The sequence below is a fragment of the Proteocatella sphenisci DSM 23131 genome (assembly GCF_000423525.1).
Taxonomy (GTDB): Bacteria; Bacillota; Clostridia; order Peptostreptococcales; family Filifactoraceae; genus Proteocatella; species Proteocatella sphenisci.
Map to the genome: position 1 here is coordinate 1 of NZ_AUID01000023.1, position 14,600 is coordinate 14,600.

Consider the following 14,600-nt stretch of genomic DNA (forward strand, 5'->3'; position numbering starts at 1 on the left):
TTTTATATTTATTAAATAGAAGTTGACCGCTTTGGTACATTTCTTCTGCGAGATACCAAAGATGCTCTTCATTTTTTTGCTGTGAAAGTGAGAAATTAAACACAAATCGGCTACAACCTATAGTTTTGTTGATTAGAACAACCTGTTCTTGTGTAGGATATATTCTAAATTTGTATGCTTTGTGTTTCAACATTTTCTTCACCTCGCCTCAATGTTAATATAGTAATATTATACCACTATTATCTATACTTGTAACACTTGCAACCGATTCATCTCCCGCCTTCATTCTCGCTAAAGCGAGCAAGGAGACTTAGAGGCGGGGGTATTCTCGGCACTACTGATAAAATTTTACAAAAAAACTGATTTTCATATAGAAGGCCAGTTTTTTTGTAAAATTATAATTATTTTTAAGTCTAATCTTTGTATGATATGGAGTTGAGTTTCTTTTTAGCCCTTTGTAATGTGCTGCTTATTCCTTTATCACTTATACCTACTATATCTGCCATTTCCGAGTAACTGAAACCCAAAATAAAAAGGTTGACAATCCTGGCTTCTTTTTCTGTAAGTTTGTCTTTTATAGTTCTTCGTATATTTTCATTTTTTTCTTTTTCAATCAAAATTTCTTCCGGACTTTTTGAAAAATCTAAATTTATATTTTCGAGCAAGTCTTCATTTTTTTCATCTGCACTTGAACTAAGGGAAATATAATCATTTAGCGGTATGTGTTTTTGCCTGTTTGAAGTTTTTACTGCAGTCATTATCTGCCTTGTGATACAAAGTTGTGCAAATACATGAAAGTAAACCTTTTTTTCAGGATTAAAATCTCTTATTGCTTTGTAAAGACCTATCATACCCTCTTGAATCAAATCTTCCCTGTCAGCTCCTCTAATGTGATACTGACTGGCTGTTTTTTTGACCAGGTTTTTGTATTTTTTTAGTATTAATTCCTGTTCATCCTTATTTCCATTTTGTGCTCTTATAACTGATTCATCATCTTTATAGCTTGCAGATTCCCTATCTTGCTTTCTCGGTTTTTCCACTGACACACCACCTTTTAAGTTTGGTATCTTACTTGCCTCGTCTCATTTTTTCCAGTTTGTCTACTACGTCTTGATTAAGTATAGTATCCAGAGTGTTTTTGCTCGCATACTTACCGCTTATTTTTTCTTTTATTTTTTTCTGGCTATCTTTAATTTCAAGATGGAGTTCTCTGGTGGACATCCGGTTTGCGCCTTTTCCTAAGACCATATTCTGCTCGGCCATATCATCTGTTGCAACCCTTATTATAGTATTTCTCTTATCTTCAAAATCATGAATAAATTTTTCTATAAAACTGTCTGCTGTCTGATTTTCTTTTGTATATATAATTGTCATGTCCTTGTTTTTTTCTTCTCTGGAAAGAGAAGTTTTTATCTTGTATGCGTCATATACTATATAAGTGTAAATACCCTTATAAGATGAGTACTCCGCTATCATGAAATTAAGTTTTTCTCTTGCGTTTTCAAGGCTAATCTCTGCTGTTTCAATAAGCTCGTCCCATGCATTTATGACATTATACCCGTCTATTACAAGTATTTCTTTTATTTTCCTTTTCACTCACCTATCCTCTTTGCCTTACGGCTTCAAACATCAGAATAGACGCTGCAACCGAAGCATTCAAGGAATTGATGTGCCCTTTCATTGGAATGCTGACAGTAAAGTCACTTTTTTCCTTTATCAGTCTGGATATTCCCTTGCCTTCATTTCCTATCACAAGTGCGATATTACCCTTGAGATCTGTCTTTGTATACTGGGTTCCATCCATATCCACGCTGTAGACCCACACTCCTGAAGCTTTGAGTTTTTCTATAGCCTGAACCAGATTTGTAACTCTTGCTATCTTTACATGACTGGTCGCTCCAGCCGCTGTTTTTTCAACAGTTGCATTTACCTGACACGCTCTTCTTTTAGGAATTATTATAGCATCTACTCCACTGGCTTCGGCGCTTCTTATCATAGCTCCAAAATTATGTGGATCTTCTATTTCATCCAGAATCAGAAAAAAGCTTTCTTTTTCCCTGGTCTGCTCTATTATATCTTCAAGGTCAAAATATTTGTATTCATTGGCTACAGCAATTACCCCCTGATGATTTTTGCTCTCTGACATTTCATCAAGCTTGTTCTTATCCACGACTTTTATCATGATCTTCATATCATTGGCTTTCCCAATTATCTTGTTGATAGATCCTTCATTATCACCTTTTTTAATGTATATATAATCTATTTCCCTTTCGTTTTTAAGGGCTTCGAGTACGGCATTTCTTCCTTCTATCTGCATATTTTCCCTCCGGTGAAATCTCTAAATTTGCAATTCCATCTGCTCTATTCTGTTTCTTGATATTTCTGGTTTTTTACAGCTCATCTTTCCTTCTTTGCATGATCCCTTGTAACAACTCGGTCCACATTTTCTAAAGAGTATAGGAGCTGACTTTTTGCATTCTTCAAGCATTTTGTAAGCAAGCTCTCTTATTTCCCACTGAGCTCTTTCGCAGCATCTGTGCTCAAAAAAGTTAAACAGGCTTCTTGCATTCATTGTAACTACAATCTTGGTTTCACATGCATTCGGAAAGACATATCTTGCATCTTCAATTGCTTCTTTTTCTGTTCTTCCATTTTTTATAAGTTCTGCAACCATTGTATTGTAATCGCTTTGAGCTCTATCCATAGCTTGGACATATATCTGCTTTAATTTTTCATCCGATTCAATTGTAGGAGGTATTATATATTCAAATTGTGAAAGCTTTACATATCTTTGAGACTGCTGGGAATATGAAGCCATTCTATGCCTGACAAGTTGGTGAGAGCAGGCCCTTGATATACCTTCTATGGCAAAGGTAAAGCTAGTATGCTCTACCGGACTTTCATGTCCAAGACTCATAAGCATACTCAGGAATTTATCAACTTCTTGATTTGTCATCTTTTCTGACATTTCCTCAACCCCAACATGTGAATAGCATAGCTTTGCAGCCATTGATACAACTTTATCAGGCTCAGGTGTATGTGCTATAAGTTTTACTTTAAGTGTGCTCATTTTTTTCTCCTTTAAAATCCATTTTTATTTACTTTGTGTTAATTTAGAAAAGTGTCAGCTGATTGCTCTCTGGAAGCCCTTGAAGGCATCCATGACTTATGAGTATATCTGTAACTGATTTATTAGCTTTGGTTCGAGTTCTAAAATCTTCCAGAGAAATAAATTCTCTATCTGCCTGAGCCTCTATATTTTTTGCAACCGTTTCTCCAAGCCCTTGAATTGAACAAAGAGGCGGAAGAAGCTTATTGTCTTCAATCTTGAATTTTTTAGCATGAGATCTGTACAGATCTACTTTTTTTATCTCTACTCCCCTTGAAAACATCTCATAGGCAACTTCCAGAACTATAAGCATTCCTTTTTCTTTTGCAGTTGCATTGTTCCCAAGTACATCAAGTTCTTTTATTTTATCATAGACATATTCTTTTCCTCTGCATATAAGGTCTGCATCAAAATCATCTATCTTTGTAGTAAAAAACGTCGCATAAAACGCTTCTTTATGATGAACTTTGTAATATGCAACTCTAAAAGACATCATTACATATGCTGCGGCGTGAGCTTTGGGGAACATATATTTTATCTTCTGACATGATTCTATATACCACTGAGGCACATTATGTTCTTTCATGTCTTCTATGTGCTCTTCAGTAAGACCTTTTCCTTTTCTGACATTTTCCATTATCTTAAAGGCGGTCTTTGGCTTCAAGTCTTTTAGCATAAGATAATTCATTATGTCATCTCTTGTAGATATTACCTCTTTAAGAGTTGTGACCTTGTTTCTTACGAGTTCTTGAGCATTGTTGATCCACACATCTGTTCCATGTGAAAGACCCGATATCCTTACGAGTTCGCCAAAGGTACTGGGTTTTGTATCCATAAGCATCTGCCTTACAAATTTTGTTCCAAATTCAGGTATGCCCAAAGACCCTGTCTCACATTTTATTTCGCTTAGGTTGCACTCTATGGCATCTGCAGATGTAAATATAGACATAGTATCAGGATCATCAAGTTTTATAGAGGTCGCTATCACTCCTGTAAAATCTTCCAGCATTTTTATTATAGTAGGGACGTCATGGCCCAGTATATCAAGTTTGAGTATTCTTCCACTTATGGAGTGATAATCAAAATGAGTTGTCTTTACCCCGCTTGTCGGGTCGTTGGCCGGATACTGTATGGGTGTAAAATCATATACATCCTTGTAATCTGGAACTATCATTACCCCGCCAGGATGCTGGCCTGATGTACGCTTTACCCCTGTACACCCTTCTCTGAGCCTGCTTATCTCTGCCCCATTTGCAACAGAATCAGTCTCTTCAAGATATTTCATCACGTATCCATATGCCGTTTTTTCTGCTATGGTGCCTATTGTTCCCGCCCTGAAAACGTAATCTGCTCCAAATAGTTCTTCTGTGTATTTGTGAGCAAGAGACTGATATTCTCCGGCAAAGTTGAGGTCTATATCTGGTTCTTTATCCCCCTCGAATCCAAGGAATACTTCAAATGGTATATCATGCCCATCTTTTATGAGCTTCTCTCCGCAATCAGGACAGTATTTATCAGGAAGATCTATGCCTGAAGCATAACTCCCATCTGTAATGAACTCACTGTATTTGCAGGTTTTGCAGACATAGTGAGGGCAAAGGGGATTTACTTCTGTTATATCGCTCATGGTTGCTGCAAATGAAGAACCTACAGATCCTCTTGATCCTACCAGGTAGCCATCTGCTATAGATTTTGTAACCAGCTTTTGAGCTATTATATACATTACTGCGTAGCCATTTCCTATAATAGAATTGAGTTCTCTGTCAAGCCTTGACTGGACTATCTCTGGGAGAGGACTTGAATATATATTCTCTGCTTTTTTAAAACACATTTCTCTTAGCTCTGTATCTGATCCTTCTATGAAAGGCGCAAATGTCCCGTCTGGAATGGGTTTTATAAATTCTATCATGTCCGCAATCTTGTTTGTATTTTCAACGACTACCTCATGCGCTATCTCTGTGCCCATATAAGTGAATTCTTCTATCATTTCATCAGTTGTTCTGAAATAAAAAGCCTTATCTTCTTCTGTAACCGAATATTTTTGTGCTACTTTTAATATATGACGGTATATTCCATCCGATGGATCTTTATAGTGGACGTCCCCAGTTGCTACAACAAGTTTTCCATTTCTTTTTGCATGATTGTATATATTTTTATTTATCTCTTTTAATTCATTTACATCCTTTACTATCCCTTTTTCTATCATAAAGGAATTATGCTCACATGGCATTATCTCTATATAATCATAATAAGCCATTATTTTATCTATCTCTTTATCTGAAAGTTTTCTTTGTACAGCCTGGTATACCTCTCCTGCTTCACATGCACTTCCAACTATAAGACCTTCTCTATACTTGCTTAAAACACTTTTCAGGGTTCTTGGGTTTTTATAAAAATTTTCTATGTGGGCAATTGATATCATCTTATAGAGATTTTTTAAGCCAATCATGTCTTTTACAAGTATGGTTATGTGATTAGGCCTCTTGGTCTTGTAATCTTTGTCTGTATATCTCTCATTTACCTGAGAAAGAATTTCTATGTCATCAGCTCTAAACATTTCTATAAATTTGAGGAATATATTTGCAGTAGCTTCGGCATCATCGACTGCCCTGTGGTGGTTATCAAGCTTTATGCCAAGATGTTTTGCAACTACATTTAGCTTATGCCTCTTTAATTCTGGAAGCAAAACTCTAGAAATTGAAACGGTATCCAGGGCCTTGAGATTATATATTATATCTTGTTTTTTGCAGGCTTCTCTTATAAATCCTGTATCAAAGTCGCTGTTGTGGGCTACCAGCATGCTATCACCAACAAAATCCAGAAAATCAGGCAGCACCTCTTCTATGGTCCGGCTATCTTTTACCATGTCATTTGTTATTCCTGTAAGCTCTGTTATTTTTGAAGGAATCCTCATCTGTGGGTTAATCAGTTCGCTGAAGCGTTCCACTATCTCACAGTTTTTTATTTTAACTGCTCCAATTTCGGTTATTTTTTCATTAGAAGCTGAAAGCCCTGTAGTCTCTAAATCAAACACCACAAAGGTCTGGTCAAATGTAAGATTGTTATAATCTTTAAGTACCATTCCAAGGTCATCTATAAGGTATGCTTCTACCCCGTAGAGTATCTTTATATCATGCTTTTTCCCCGCACTCATGGCATCTGGAAAAGCCTGAACTATTCCGTGGTCTGTTATTGCCACAGCTTTATGACCGAAGTCTTTTGCCTGTTTTACAAGGTCTTCTACATTTGATACTGCATCCATCATGGACATTGAAGTATGCATATGAAGCTCCACTCTTTTTTCTTTAGAAAAATCTCTTCTCACAATTTGGTCCGCTTTGTTTATATCTTTTACCATCACTATGAGCTCTCTTGCATAGGGGTCGTACTGAGCGTCTCCTCTGACCCTTATATAGTCACCCTTCTTGACAATATCTTCTTCGGTGTCTGTAAATAACTTGCAGTGCATGGAATTTGTAAAGTCCGTTACCGAAAATGTCTGAATTACTTTTCCGGAGTTAAGAACTCTTTTATCCGTTGCAAAAACGCCTCCCTCAAATGCAATATTAGGACTTATATCTCTGATTGTTGCAAGCTTTACAGTTTCAATACTTATCTTTCTTCCATGGATAATGTCTTGATCACTTACCTGTTTTTTGGGAGCAGATGCTTTTCGTCCCTTTTCAGCTTTTTGACTTATTATATCAGCTTCTTTTTTAATCATTTCTGAATTTTTATTAATAAAATCTGTTGTATCCTGGGATATGCTGACATCATTTATGTTGACCCTTACATCCACCCCTAAATCAAAAGCCATGATATTTTTCAGCTCAGAATCTATTCGTTTTGTTTTTATGCTGTTAAATACCATTTTATCTTTAACATCAAGGGTTACCTGGGCTTCTGGATTGTTTTCATACTTGATTTCAATATAATTTTTACCACACTTTACAGCAGGGCAAAAAGCCTCAAGCATATATTCTATGTTTGGAATATATGCCTGAAGCAGTTGATCTTTATCTTTGTTTCCCTTATATTTGATTTTTATAAGGGCTTTTTTGATATCTGGATTCTCTCTTACAAAGCTCTCTTCAACACTTCTTATGTCTCTGTAGTTTACTATAGTGTCTGAGTTCGCAGTAAATTCGAGTTTTTTTTCTTCTTTATAAAGACTTATGTTTTCCAGTGAAATATTGTTGTTTCGAAAATATTCTTTTACTTTTTGCATGGCTTTTCTTTCTAATAGTTTTCTATTTCTTTAAGAAGGACAGCCTCTATTTCATCCTCGCTGAACTTGCTTACAATTTTTCCCTTTTTAAAGAGTATGGCTTCCCCATTTCCACCTGCAATTCCTATGTCAGCTTCACTTGCTTCTCCAGGTCCATTTACTGCACACCCCATAATAGCAACTGTTATCGGTTTTTTTATATTTTTTGTTTTTTCCTCAATACTCTCTGCCAGTTCTATAAGGTTTATCCTTGTTCTCGCGCATGTAGGACATGATATTATCCTTAATCCATCTCTTTGCAATTCAAGTGATGAAAGAATCTCTTTTGCAACATATATCTCTTCTACGGGATCTGCTGTAAGTGAAACTCTTATGGTATCTCCTATCCCATTAAGAAGCATGTGGCCTATACCTATCGCAGATTTTATGGTGCCTTTTTTCATCGTTCCCGATTCTGTTATCCCAAGGTGAAGAGGATAATCTGTCATTTGCGCAAATTTGGTGTATGCTTCTATAGTCTTGAATATATCACTTGATTTAAGTGATACCACTGTATTATAAAAATCCAGATCTTCAAGTATTTTTATATGACTCATGGCGCTTTGCACCATGGCATCTGAGCCCTTGCCATATATATTTACAATTTCTTTTTCAAGAGAGCCCCCATTGACACCTATTCTTATCTTTATGTTTCTCTCTTTGGCTTTTTGTATTACCTCTCTTACTTTTTCTGTTCCCCCGATATTTCCAGGATTTATTCTAAGTCCATCTACCCCATTTTCAATAGATTTTATAGCAAGTCTGTGGTCAAAATGTATATCTGCTACAAGAGGTATGTTGATTTTATTTACTATGGTCTTTATGGCTTCTGCAGATTCCACATCCGGAACAGATGCTCTTACAATCTCACACCCGGCTTCTTCAAGCCTCTTTATCTGTGCAACAGTTGCTTTTATATCTGATGTTCTTGTATTTGTCATAGACTGTATGCTTACTTTATGACCACTTCCTATTTTAACATCTCCAATAGTTGTGGTTTTTGTTTTTCTTCTATTTATCATTTTTTACTCCAGTTTATTCTCTAACCAATAAGTCTAATTATATCCTTGAATGTTATAAAGACTGTAAATGCCATAAGAACTGCAAATCCAACCATTGTGAGTTTCATTTCCAGATCTTTGTTCATAGGCTTTCCACTCAAAGCTTCAAATCCATATATCAGTATCTTGCTTCCATCGAGTGCCGGTATTGGAAGAAGATTCAGTATCCCCAGGTTGAGACTCAGTATGGCCGTAAGATAAATCAAATTTATCATTCCTGTCGAAGCCACATCATCTACTATAGCCACTATCCCCACTGGACCAGAAAAACTGTTAATATCTGCTTTGCCTGTAAAAAGTTGCTTGACTACATCTATCATCATAGTACTCATCTTAAGTGTTGCTGTTGTCCCCGCTGAAATTGACTGTCCCAGATTTTTTTCAAAAGCCGGGGAAATACCAATCATCATCTTTCCGTCGCTTTCAACAGGCCTTATTTCAAGTGCTGCGGTCTCTTTGTTTTCTCTTTCCACTACCACACTTATTACCTGGTCTGAATTGGATTCAATAGCTGCTACTACGTCATTCCACGATTTTACTTTAGTGCCTTCAATCTCTATAATTGAATCTCCTTCTTGCATCCCAGCCTCAATTGCAGGCATGTCAGGAGCCAAAGATCCTATTTTGTTTACAGGTACTCCTGTCATAAATACCACAAGTATCATAAGCATAAGCGCTGTAACTATGTTTACAAGCGGCCCCATAACTATTATCTTTATCCTGTCCCAGGGTCTCTGATTCATAAAATTGTCTCCCTCTTCAAAAAGAGAGTCTTCTTCATCTCCAAACCTTACATATGCACCAAAGGGTATTGCCCTAAGTGTATATTCGGTATCTTTATATTTTTTTCCAAATATTTTAGGTCCCATTCCTATAGAAAGTTCATATGCTCTTACGCCTAATATTTTGGCTGTAAGAAAATGTCCCAGTTCGTGTATAAGAACCAGGAATGTAAATATCAGTATCGCTATTATTATACTCATTTATTCTCCTTAACTTAAATCCTATTAAAGGTTACAGATTTTGAATATAGTTTATGAATGTTATTCCATAATAAGTCAAAGGAGCAGTGAACAGTATGCTGTCAAATCTATCCAATATTCCTCCGTGACCTGGAATAAGATTTCCATAATCTTTTATTCCGAATTCTCTTTTTATAGCAGATGCAAACAAATCTCCTATCTGAGAGACTGTGCTCCCTATCATTGCTAAAGGTATAAAATACATGAGGTTGGGTTCTTGAAAATATTTAGCAAAAACCAGTGTCATCACTACTGTTCCCGCAATTCCACCAATAGAGCCTTCTACAGTCTTTTTAGGACTTATTTCAGGTATAAGTTTGTGTTTCCCAAAGAACATACCTGAAAAGTAAGCACAGGTATCACTCCCCCACGCAAATATAAACACCAGCCATATATATATTGTCTGCTGCATACTCATAAGATTTATGTGAGACAAAAATACAGGTATATATATATACCCCATTATGCTTATCATTAAATCTTCGACTCTCACCTTACGGTTCATTATATATACAGCACCAACTGCAAAAATAATATATATTATAGAGATCACTATGTGTGAATACAAGATTCCCGAATATGTCATGGCAGTATACATTATTACAGTAGCGGCATAAATTGTACTTTTAAGCGGTTTGTAGCCACTGCTCTCAAACACTTTGAAAAATTCATACAGTCCTATAAGTGAACATATAAGTGCTCCCAGATATATCGATATCCCGCCTTTTATTATTACAAAAAATAAAAGTGGAAGCAGTACCAGTCCGGAAATTATTCTCGTCAGCATAAATCCCCCTTATTTGGCATTGCCAAATCTTCTGTCTCTATTTTGATAATCTGAAATAGCCTGTTGAAGCTGGTCTGCTCCAAAATCCGGCCAGTTAATATTTGAAAACCACAATTCACTGTATGAGGATTCCCACATCATAAAATTAGAAAGTCTGTATTCTCCGCTTGGCCTTATTATAAGATCAGGATCTGGCATGAAATTTGTGCTTAGATGATTGGATATTGTTTCTTCATTTATTTCTTCCAAAAGGATCTCTCCATTTTTCACCTTGTCTGCTATAAGCTTTGTCGCCTGAGTTATGTCAGATCTTGATCCATAGTTAAGGGCCAGAGTAAGTGTAAGGTCACGATTATCCTTTGTATATTCTATGCCCTCTGTCAGTTTTTTGCACGTGGACTCTGGGAGTTCATTTATGTCACCTATAGTCTTTATCCGCACCCCTTCTTTGTGTAGCTCTTTTAGCTCTCTGGTCATATATTGCTCAAGCAGCCACATAAGTGATGAAACTTCTTCCTGAGTTCTTTTCCAGTTTTCCGTAGAAAAAGCGTATACTGTAAGAAATGGTATCTCCAGTCTCTTACACTCTTTTACTATAGTTCTCAGGTTTTCAACGCCTTGCTTGTGACCCATGGTACGTTTTAGTCCTTTAGATTTTGCCCATCTTCCGTTGCCATCCATTATGACGCCTATGTGTTTTGGCATATTTTCTCTGTTAAGTTGCATTTTCTATCCTCTTTTTTGAATCATTGAATTATATATGTTAACGTGAGTTGTTTTCGAATTTATATTTTTTAACAAACTCAGCGGATTTTCCGCTGAGTCTGTATTTGTAAAATTTTATATTTTTGTTTTAAAGCCTGTCAATGTAAGTATTATTCCTTCTGGTTTTCTTAATGCCCGTATTACATACATATCTTTAAGGATATCAGCATCCTTTCCTCCACAAGTATACTCCACTTTATATTTTTCTTTATTAGCCTTTAAAATCTCTTCGGCTTCTTCTAAACGCTTAGAAATAAGGTCATTTATATCCATTATACTTCCATTATCTCTTTTTCTTTTCTAACTACCATTTCATCTACAGTCTTTGTATATCTATCTATTATCTTTTGTACTTCATCTGTAGCTTTTTTTGCGTCGTCTTCTGAAATATCTCCATCTTTTTCAAGTTTTTTGATTTTTTCATTAGCTTCTCGTCTCTCATTTCTCAGTGCTATTTTTGCCTGTTCCCCAGTTTTTCCAACAAGCTTTGTAAGATCTTTTCTTCTGTCTTCTGTAAGTTGGGGTATAGCAATTCTGATTTGGATTCCGTCATTAGTTGGATTGAATCCCAGATCAGATATTTGAATGGCTTTTTCTATGCTTTTAAGAGAGCTTTTGTCCCATGGTTGTATAAGTATTACTCTTGGTTCTGGCGCTGATACTCCTGCCATCTGTTTAAGTGGCGTAGGCGTTCCATAATAATCTACTACTACCTTGTCTAACATTGATGGATTTGATCTTCCAGCTCTTATTACTGCCATGTCCTCTTTTAGCACAGATATTGTTTTTTCCATTTTGGATTCAAGCTTTTCATGCACTTCTGTTCTCATAGTAATACTCCTTTGCTTTTTAGTTTATTATATCATATACTACTCTACTATTGTCCCTATATTTTCGCCGTTTATAACCTTTATTATGTTGTTTGGATTTTCAAGTGAAAATACTATTATAGGTATTTTATTGTCTTTACAAAGGGAGGTTGCTGTTGAATCCATTACTTTCAAATCTCTGTTTAGTACATCAAGATAGGTCAGTTTATCGAATTTAACCGCATTTGGGTTTGTAACAGGATCACAGTCATATACCCCATCAACTTTTTTTGCAAGCAGTATTACATCTGCATCTACTTCGGCAGCTCTGAGTGCTGCAGCTGTATCTGTAGAAAAATAAGGGTTTCCACTTCCTGCCCCAAATATAACTACTCTTCCTTTTTCCAGGTGTCTCATAGCTCGTCTTCTAATATAGGGTTCAGCTATTTCTTTCATTTCAATTGCAGTTTGAACTCTTGTAACTACATCAATGTTTTCAAGTGAAGTTTGAAGTGCTAGAGCGTTTATTACAGTTGCAAGCATTCCCATGTGGTCTGCTGTTGTTCTGTCCATGTTCTCTCCAGATCTACCTCTGAAAATATTGCCGCCTCCAACTACTATAGCTACTTCAACTCCCATTTCCATGATTGTTTTAACTGATTTTGCTATTTCCAGAACCATACTGGTGTCTATGCCAAATCCTTTTTCTCCTGCAAGCGCTTCGCCACTAAGTTTTAAAAGTACTCTTTTATATGCTAATTCACCCATTTGATTATTTCCTCCGCTTATAAAAAGAGAACACTCTCATAGCCGACAGATGATTTATTTCACTGCATCACAAGGTGTTCTCTACTAATTCAGTTTAGTTTCCTAATTGTTTTGCAACTTCATCTGCAAAATTTTCTTCTTTTTTCTCTATTCCTTCTCCAACTTCAAATCTCTGAACACCTGCAACTTTTATATATTTTCCAAGAGCTTTTGCCTTGTTTTCTATTATCTGTTTTACAGTGAAATCTGAATCTTTTACAAATACCTGCTCAAGAAGACAAACTTCTTTAAGTTGCTTGTTAAGTCTTCCTTCAACCATCTTTTTCGCTATTTCTTCTGACTTACCTTCGTTTATAGCCTGAGCTGTAAGAATTTCTCTCTCATGCTCGATGTATGACTGATCTACATCATCTCTTGAAATGTACATTGGGTTCATTGCAGCTATCTGCATTGCAACGTCTTTTCCAAGTTCTTGAAGATCTCCAGCTGCAGCATCTGAATCAAAGTTTACAAGAACTGCTATCTTACCAGCGCCGTGAAGATAACCCACAACTGCTCCTTTAGCTTCTTCTCTTGCCAGTCTTCTCAGGTTCATATTCTCACCGATTCTTGAGATCTTATTGTTAAGAACGTCCTGAACGGTTTCTTCTGTTCCCATATATTTTTTGTTTTTAAGGTCTTCTACTGAAGTTGGTGCTATCTCAAGTACCATTTTCGCAAGATCTTCTACAAATCCTATAAATTCTTCGTTCTTTGCAACGAAGTCAGTCTCTGAGTTTACTTCTACTAATGATCCTGATTTCATATCATCTGCTATTACAAGTTTCACAAGTCCTTCTGCTGCTATTCTGTCTGCTTTTTTAGCTGCTTTTGAAAGTCCTTTTTCTCTTAGAAGATCTATTGCTTTTTCCAAGTCGCCTTCAACTTCAGTTAAAGCTTTTTTACAATCCATCATTCCAGCTTGAGTTTTTTCTCTAAGCACCTTTACCATACTAGCTGTTATTTCCATTTATCTTTTCCTCCTGTGCATATTAAAATAAGGTACCCAGACTACCACACTTGCCTTGGTGGGTGAGTATTTTAATGAGGATACCTTACTTTGAGTTTGAATTATTTATTATGCTTCTACTGTTGTTTCTACAGTAGCTTCTACTGTCTCTTCAGCTGATTCGTTTGAAGTAACTTCAATACTTCCCTGCTTAGCTTCGATTATCGCCTGTGAAATTGCTCCTGCAATAAGTTTTACAGCTCTTATAGCATCATCATTTCCTGGTATTGGGAAATCAAGTTCATCTGGATCACAGTTTGTATCAACTATTCCTACTACTGGTATTCCCAGTTTTTGAGCTTCTTTTATCGCTATTCTTTCTTTTCTTGGGTCAACTACGAAAAGTGCTCCTGGTAGTTCTGGCATATCTTTGATTCCGCCAAGATATTTCTCAAGCTTTTCTTTTTCTGCCATAAGCTTTATTACTTCTTTTTTAGGAAGTACATCAAAAGTTCCGTCTTCTTGCATTTTCTCAAGTTTTCTAAGTCTGTCTATTCTTGTCTTGATAGTCTTGTGGTTTGTAAGCATTCCACCTAACCATCTCTCGTTTACATAGTACATTCCTGATCTTTCAGCTTCTTCTTTTATTGAATCCTGAGCTTGCTTCTTTGTTCCTACGAAAAGAACTGGCTTTCCTGATTCAGCTACTTCTCTTATGAACTCATATGCTTCTTCTATCTTCTTAACAGTTTTCTGAAGATCTATTATATAGATTCCGTTTCTTTCTGTAAAGATAAATCTTGCCATTTTTGGATTCCATCTTCTTGTCTGGTGTCCAAAGTGTACTCCAGCTTCTAAAAGCTGCTTCATGCTAACTACGCCCATTTTTTTCTCCTCCGGTTTTTTCCTCCGCTGCGCTTACCTCTGCAAAAGCCCTGTTTCAGGCACCCTTTTGCAAAATGCACAGAGTGTGTATTATTAAAATTTATACCCATAACATATTATACCATTTTTACTGAAAAAG

15 protein-coding genes are annotated in these 14,600 nt (G+C 36.2%); all 15 read right to left on the bottom strand.

Annotated features, from left to right (window positions below):
• Positions 1-193: helix-turn-helix domain-containing protein (locus G558_RS14360; RefSeq protein WP_028829886.1), on the bottom strand; the 193-nt coding region annotated here is incomplete at its 3' end.
• Between the two features lie 220 nt (positions 194-413).
• On the bottom strand, positions 414-1,040 hold the full coding sequence (locus tag G558_RS12920; RefSeq protein ID WP_051188619.1) for a sigma-70 family RNA polymerase sigma factor: 627 nt from the start codon (positions 1,038-1,040) through the stop codon (positions 414-416).
• Positions 1,041-1,068: 28 nt separating this feature from the next.
• On the bottom strand, positions 1,069-1,596 hold the full coding sequence (locus tag G558_RS0109095) for an NYN domain-containing protein (RefSeq protein WP_028829887.1): 528 nt from the start codon (positions 1,594-1,596) through the stop codon (positions 1,069-1,071).
• 4 nt (positions 1,597-1,600) lie between these two features.
• On the bottom strand, positions 1,601-2,317 hold the full coding sequence (gene rlmB / locus G558_RS0109100) for a 23S rRNA (guanosine(2251)-2'-O)-methyltransferase RlmB (RefSeq protein WP_028829888.1): 717 nt from the start codon (positions 2,315-2,317) through the stop codon (positions 1,601-1,603).
• A 21-nt stretch (positions 2,318-2,338) separates the two neighbouring features.
• Entirely contained in the window at positions 2,339-3,070 is a 732-nt protein-coding gene (thyX, locus tag G558_RS0109105; RefSeq protein WP_036931861.1) for an FAD-dependent thymidylate synthase, read from the bottom strand.
• Positions 3,071-3,113: 43 nt separating this feature from the next.
• Entirely contained in the window at positions 3,114-7,337 is a 4,224-nt protein-coding gene (locus tag G558_RS0109110) for a PolC-type DNA polymerase III (protein ID WP_028829890.1), read from the bottom strand.
• An 11-nt stretch (positions 7,338-7,348) separates the two neighbouring features.
• A complete protein-coding gene (gene ispG, locus G558_RS0109115) occupies positions 7,349-8,398 on the bottom strand; it encodes a flavodoxin-dependent (E)-4-hydroxy-3-methylbut-2-enyl-diphosphate synthase (RefSeq protein ID WP_028829891.1) in 1,050 nt (349 codons plus the stop codon).
• A 20-nt stretch (positions 8,399-8,418) separates the two neighbouring features.
• Entirely contained in the window at positions 8,419-9,420 is a 1,002-nt protein-coding gene (gene rseP / locus G558_RS0109120; protein WP_028829892.1) for an RIP metalloprotease RseP, read from the bottom strand.
• A gap of 31 nt (positions 9,421-9,451) precedes the next feature.
• On the bottom strand, positions 9,452-10,246 hold the full coding sequence (locus G558_RS0109125) for a phosphatidate cytidylyltransferase (protein WP_028829893.1): 795 nt from the start codon (positions 10,244-10,246) through the stop codon (positions 9,452-9,454).
• 9 nt (positions 10,247-10,255) lie between these two features.
• Positions 10,256-10,972, bottom strand: coding sequence for an isoprenyl transferase (locus tag G558_RS12925; RefSeq protein ID WP_036931862.1), 717 nt, complete (start codon positions 10,970-10,972; stop codon positions 10,256-10,258).
• A gap of 114 nt (positions 10,973-11,086) precedes the next feature.
• Complete coding sequence (locus G558_RS0109135; RefSeq protein WP_028829894.1) at positions 11,087-11,284, bottom strand: hypothetical protein; 198 nt, start codon at positions 11,282-11,284, stop codon at positions 11,087-11,089.
• Complete coding sequence (frr, locus tag G558_RS0109140) at positions 11,284-11,841, bottom strand: ribosome recycling factor (protein WP_028829895.1); 558 nt, start codon at positions 11,839-11,841, stop codon at positions 11,284-11,286. The genes G558_RS0109135 and frr overlap by 1 nt, the downstream gene beginning before the upstream one ends.
• A gap of 39 nt (positions 11,842-11,880) precedes the next feature.
• The gene (gene pyrH, locus G558_RS0109145; protein WP_028829896.1) at positions 11,881-12,588 is read right to left on the bottom strand and encodes a UMP kinase; all 708 of its coding nucleotides are present in this window, start codon (positions 12,586-12,588) and stop codon (positions 11,881-11,883) included.
• Between the two features lie 94 nt (positions 12,589-12,682).
• Positions 12,683-13,597, bottom strand: coding sequence for a translation elongation factor Ts (gene tsf / locus G558_RS0109150; RefSeq protein ID WP_028829897.1), 915 nt, complete (start codon positions 13,595-13,597; stop codon positions 12,683-12,685).
• A 108-nt stretch (positions 13,598-13,705) separates the two neighbouring features.
• Positions 13,706-14,461, bottom strand: a complete 756-nt coding sequence (gene rpsB / locus G558_RS0109155; RefSeq protein ID WP_028829898.1) for a 30S ribosomal protein S2 — start codon at positions 14,459-14,461, stop codon at positions 13,706-13,708.
• Between the last annotated feature and the right edge of the window lie 139 nt (positions 14,462-14,600).

What these genes read in the sequence shown, in the direction of transcription:
- rlmB (WP_028829888.1), bottom strand. Translation starts at nt 2,317, where the DNA reads ATGCAGATAGAAGGAAGAAATGCCGTACTCGAAGCCCTTAAAAACGAA.
- thyX (WP_036931861.1), bottom strand. Translation starts at nt 3,070, where the DNA reads ATGAGCACACTTAAAGTAAAACTTATAGCACATACACCTGAGCCTGAT.
- G558_RS0109110 (WP_028829890.1), bottom strand. Translation starts at nt 7,337, where the DNA reads ATGCAAAAAGTAAAAGAATATTTTCGAAACAACAATATTTCACTGGAA.
- ispG (WP_028829891.1), bottom strand. Translation starts at nt 8,398, where the DNA reads ATGATAAATAGAAGAAAAACAAAAACCACAACTATTGGAGATGTTAAA.
- rseP (WP_028829892.1), bottom strand. Translation starts at nt 9,420, where the DNA reads ATGAGTATAATAATAGCGATACTGATATTTACATTCCTGGTTCTTATA.
- G558_RS0109125 (WP_028829893.1), bottom strand. Translation starts at nt 10,246, where the DNA reads ATGCTGACGAGAATAATTTCCGGACTGGTACTGCTTCCACTTTTATTT.
- G558_RS12925 (WP_036931862.1), bottom strand. Translation starts at nt 10,972, where the DNA reads ATGCAACTTAACAGAGAAAATATGCCAAAACACATAGGCGTCATAATG.
- G558_RS0109135 (WP_028829894.1), bottom strand. Translation starts at nt 11,284, where the DNA reads ATGGATATAAATGACCTTATTTCTAAGCGTTTAGAAGAAGCCGAAGAG.
- frr (WP_028829895.1), bottom strand. Translation starts at nt 11,841, where the DNA reads ATGAGAACAGAAGTGCATGAAAAGCTTGAATCCAAAATGGAAAAAACA.
- pyrH (WP_028829896.1), bottom strand. Translation starts at nt 12,588, where the DNA reads ATGGGTGAATTAGCATATAAAAGAGTACTTTTAAAACTTAGTGGCGAA.
- tsf (WP_028829897.1), bottom strand. Translation starts at nt 13,597, where the DNA reads ATGGAAATAACAGCTAGTATGGTAAAGGTGCTTAGAGAAAAAACTCAA.
- rpsB (WP_028829898.1), bottom strand. Translation starts at nt 14,461, where the DNA reads ATGGGCGTAGTTAGCATGAAGCAGCTTTTAGAAGCTGGAGTACACTTT.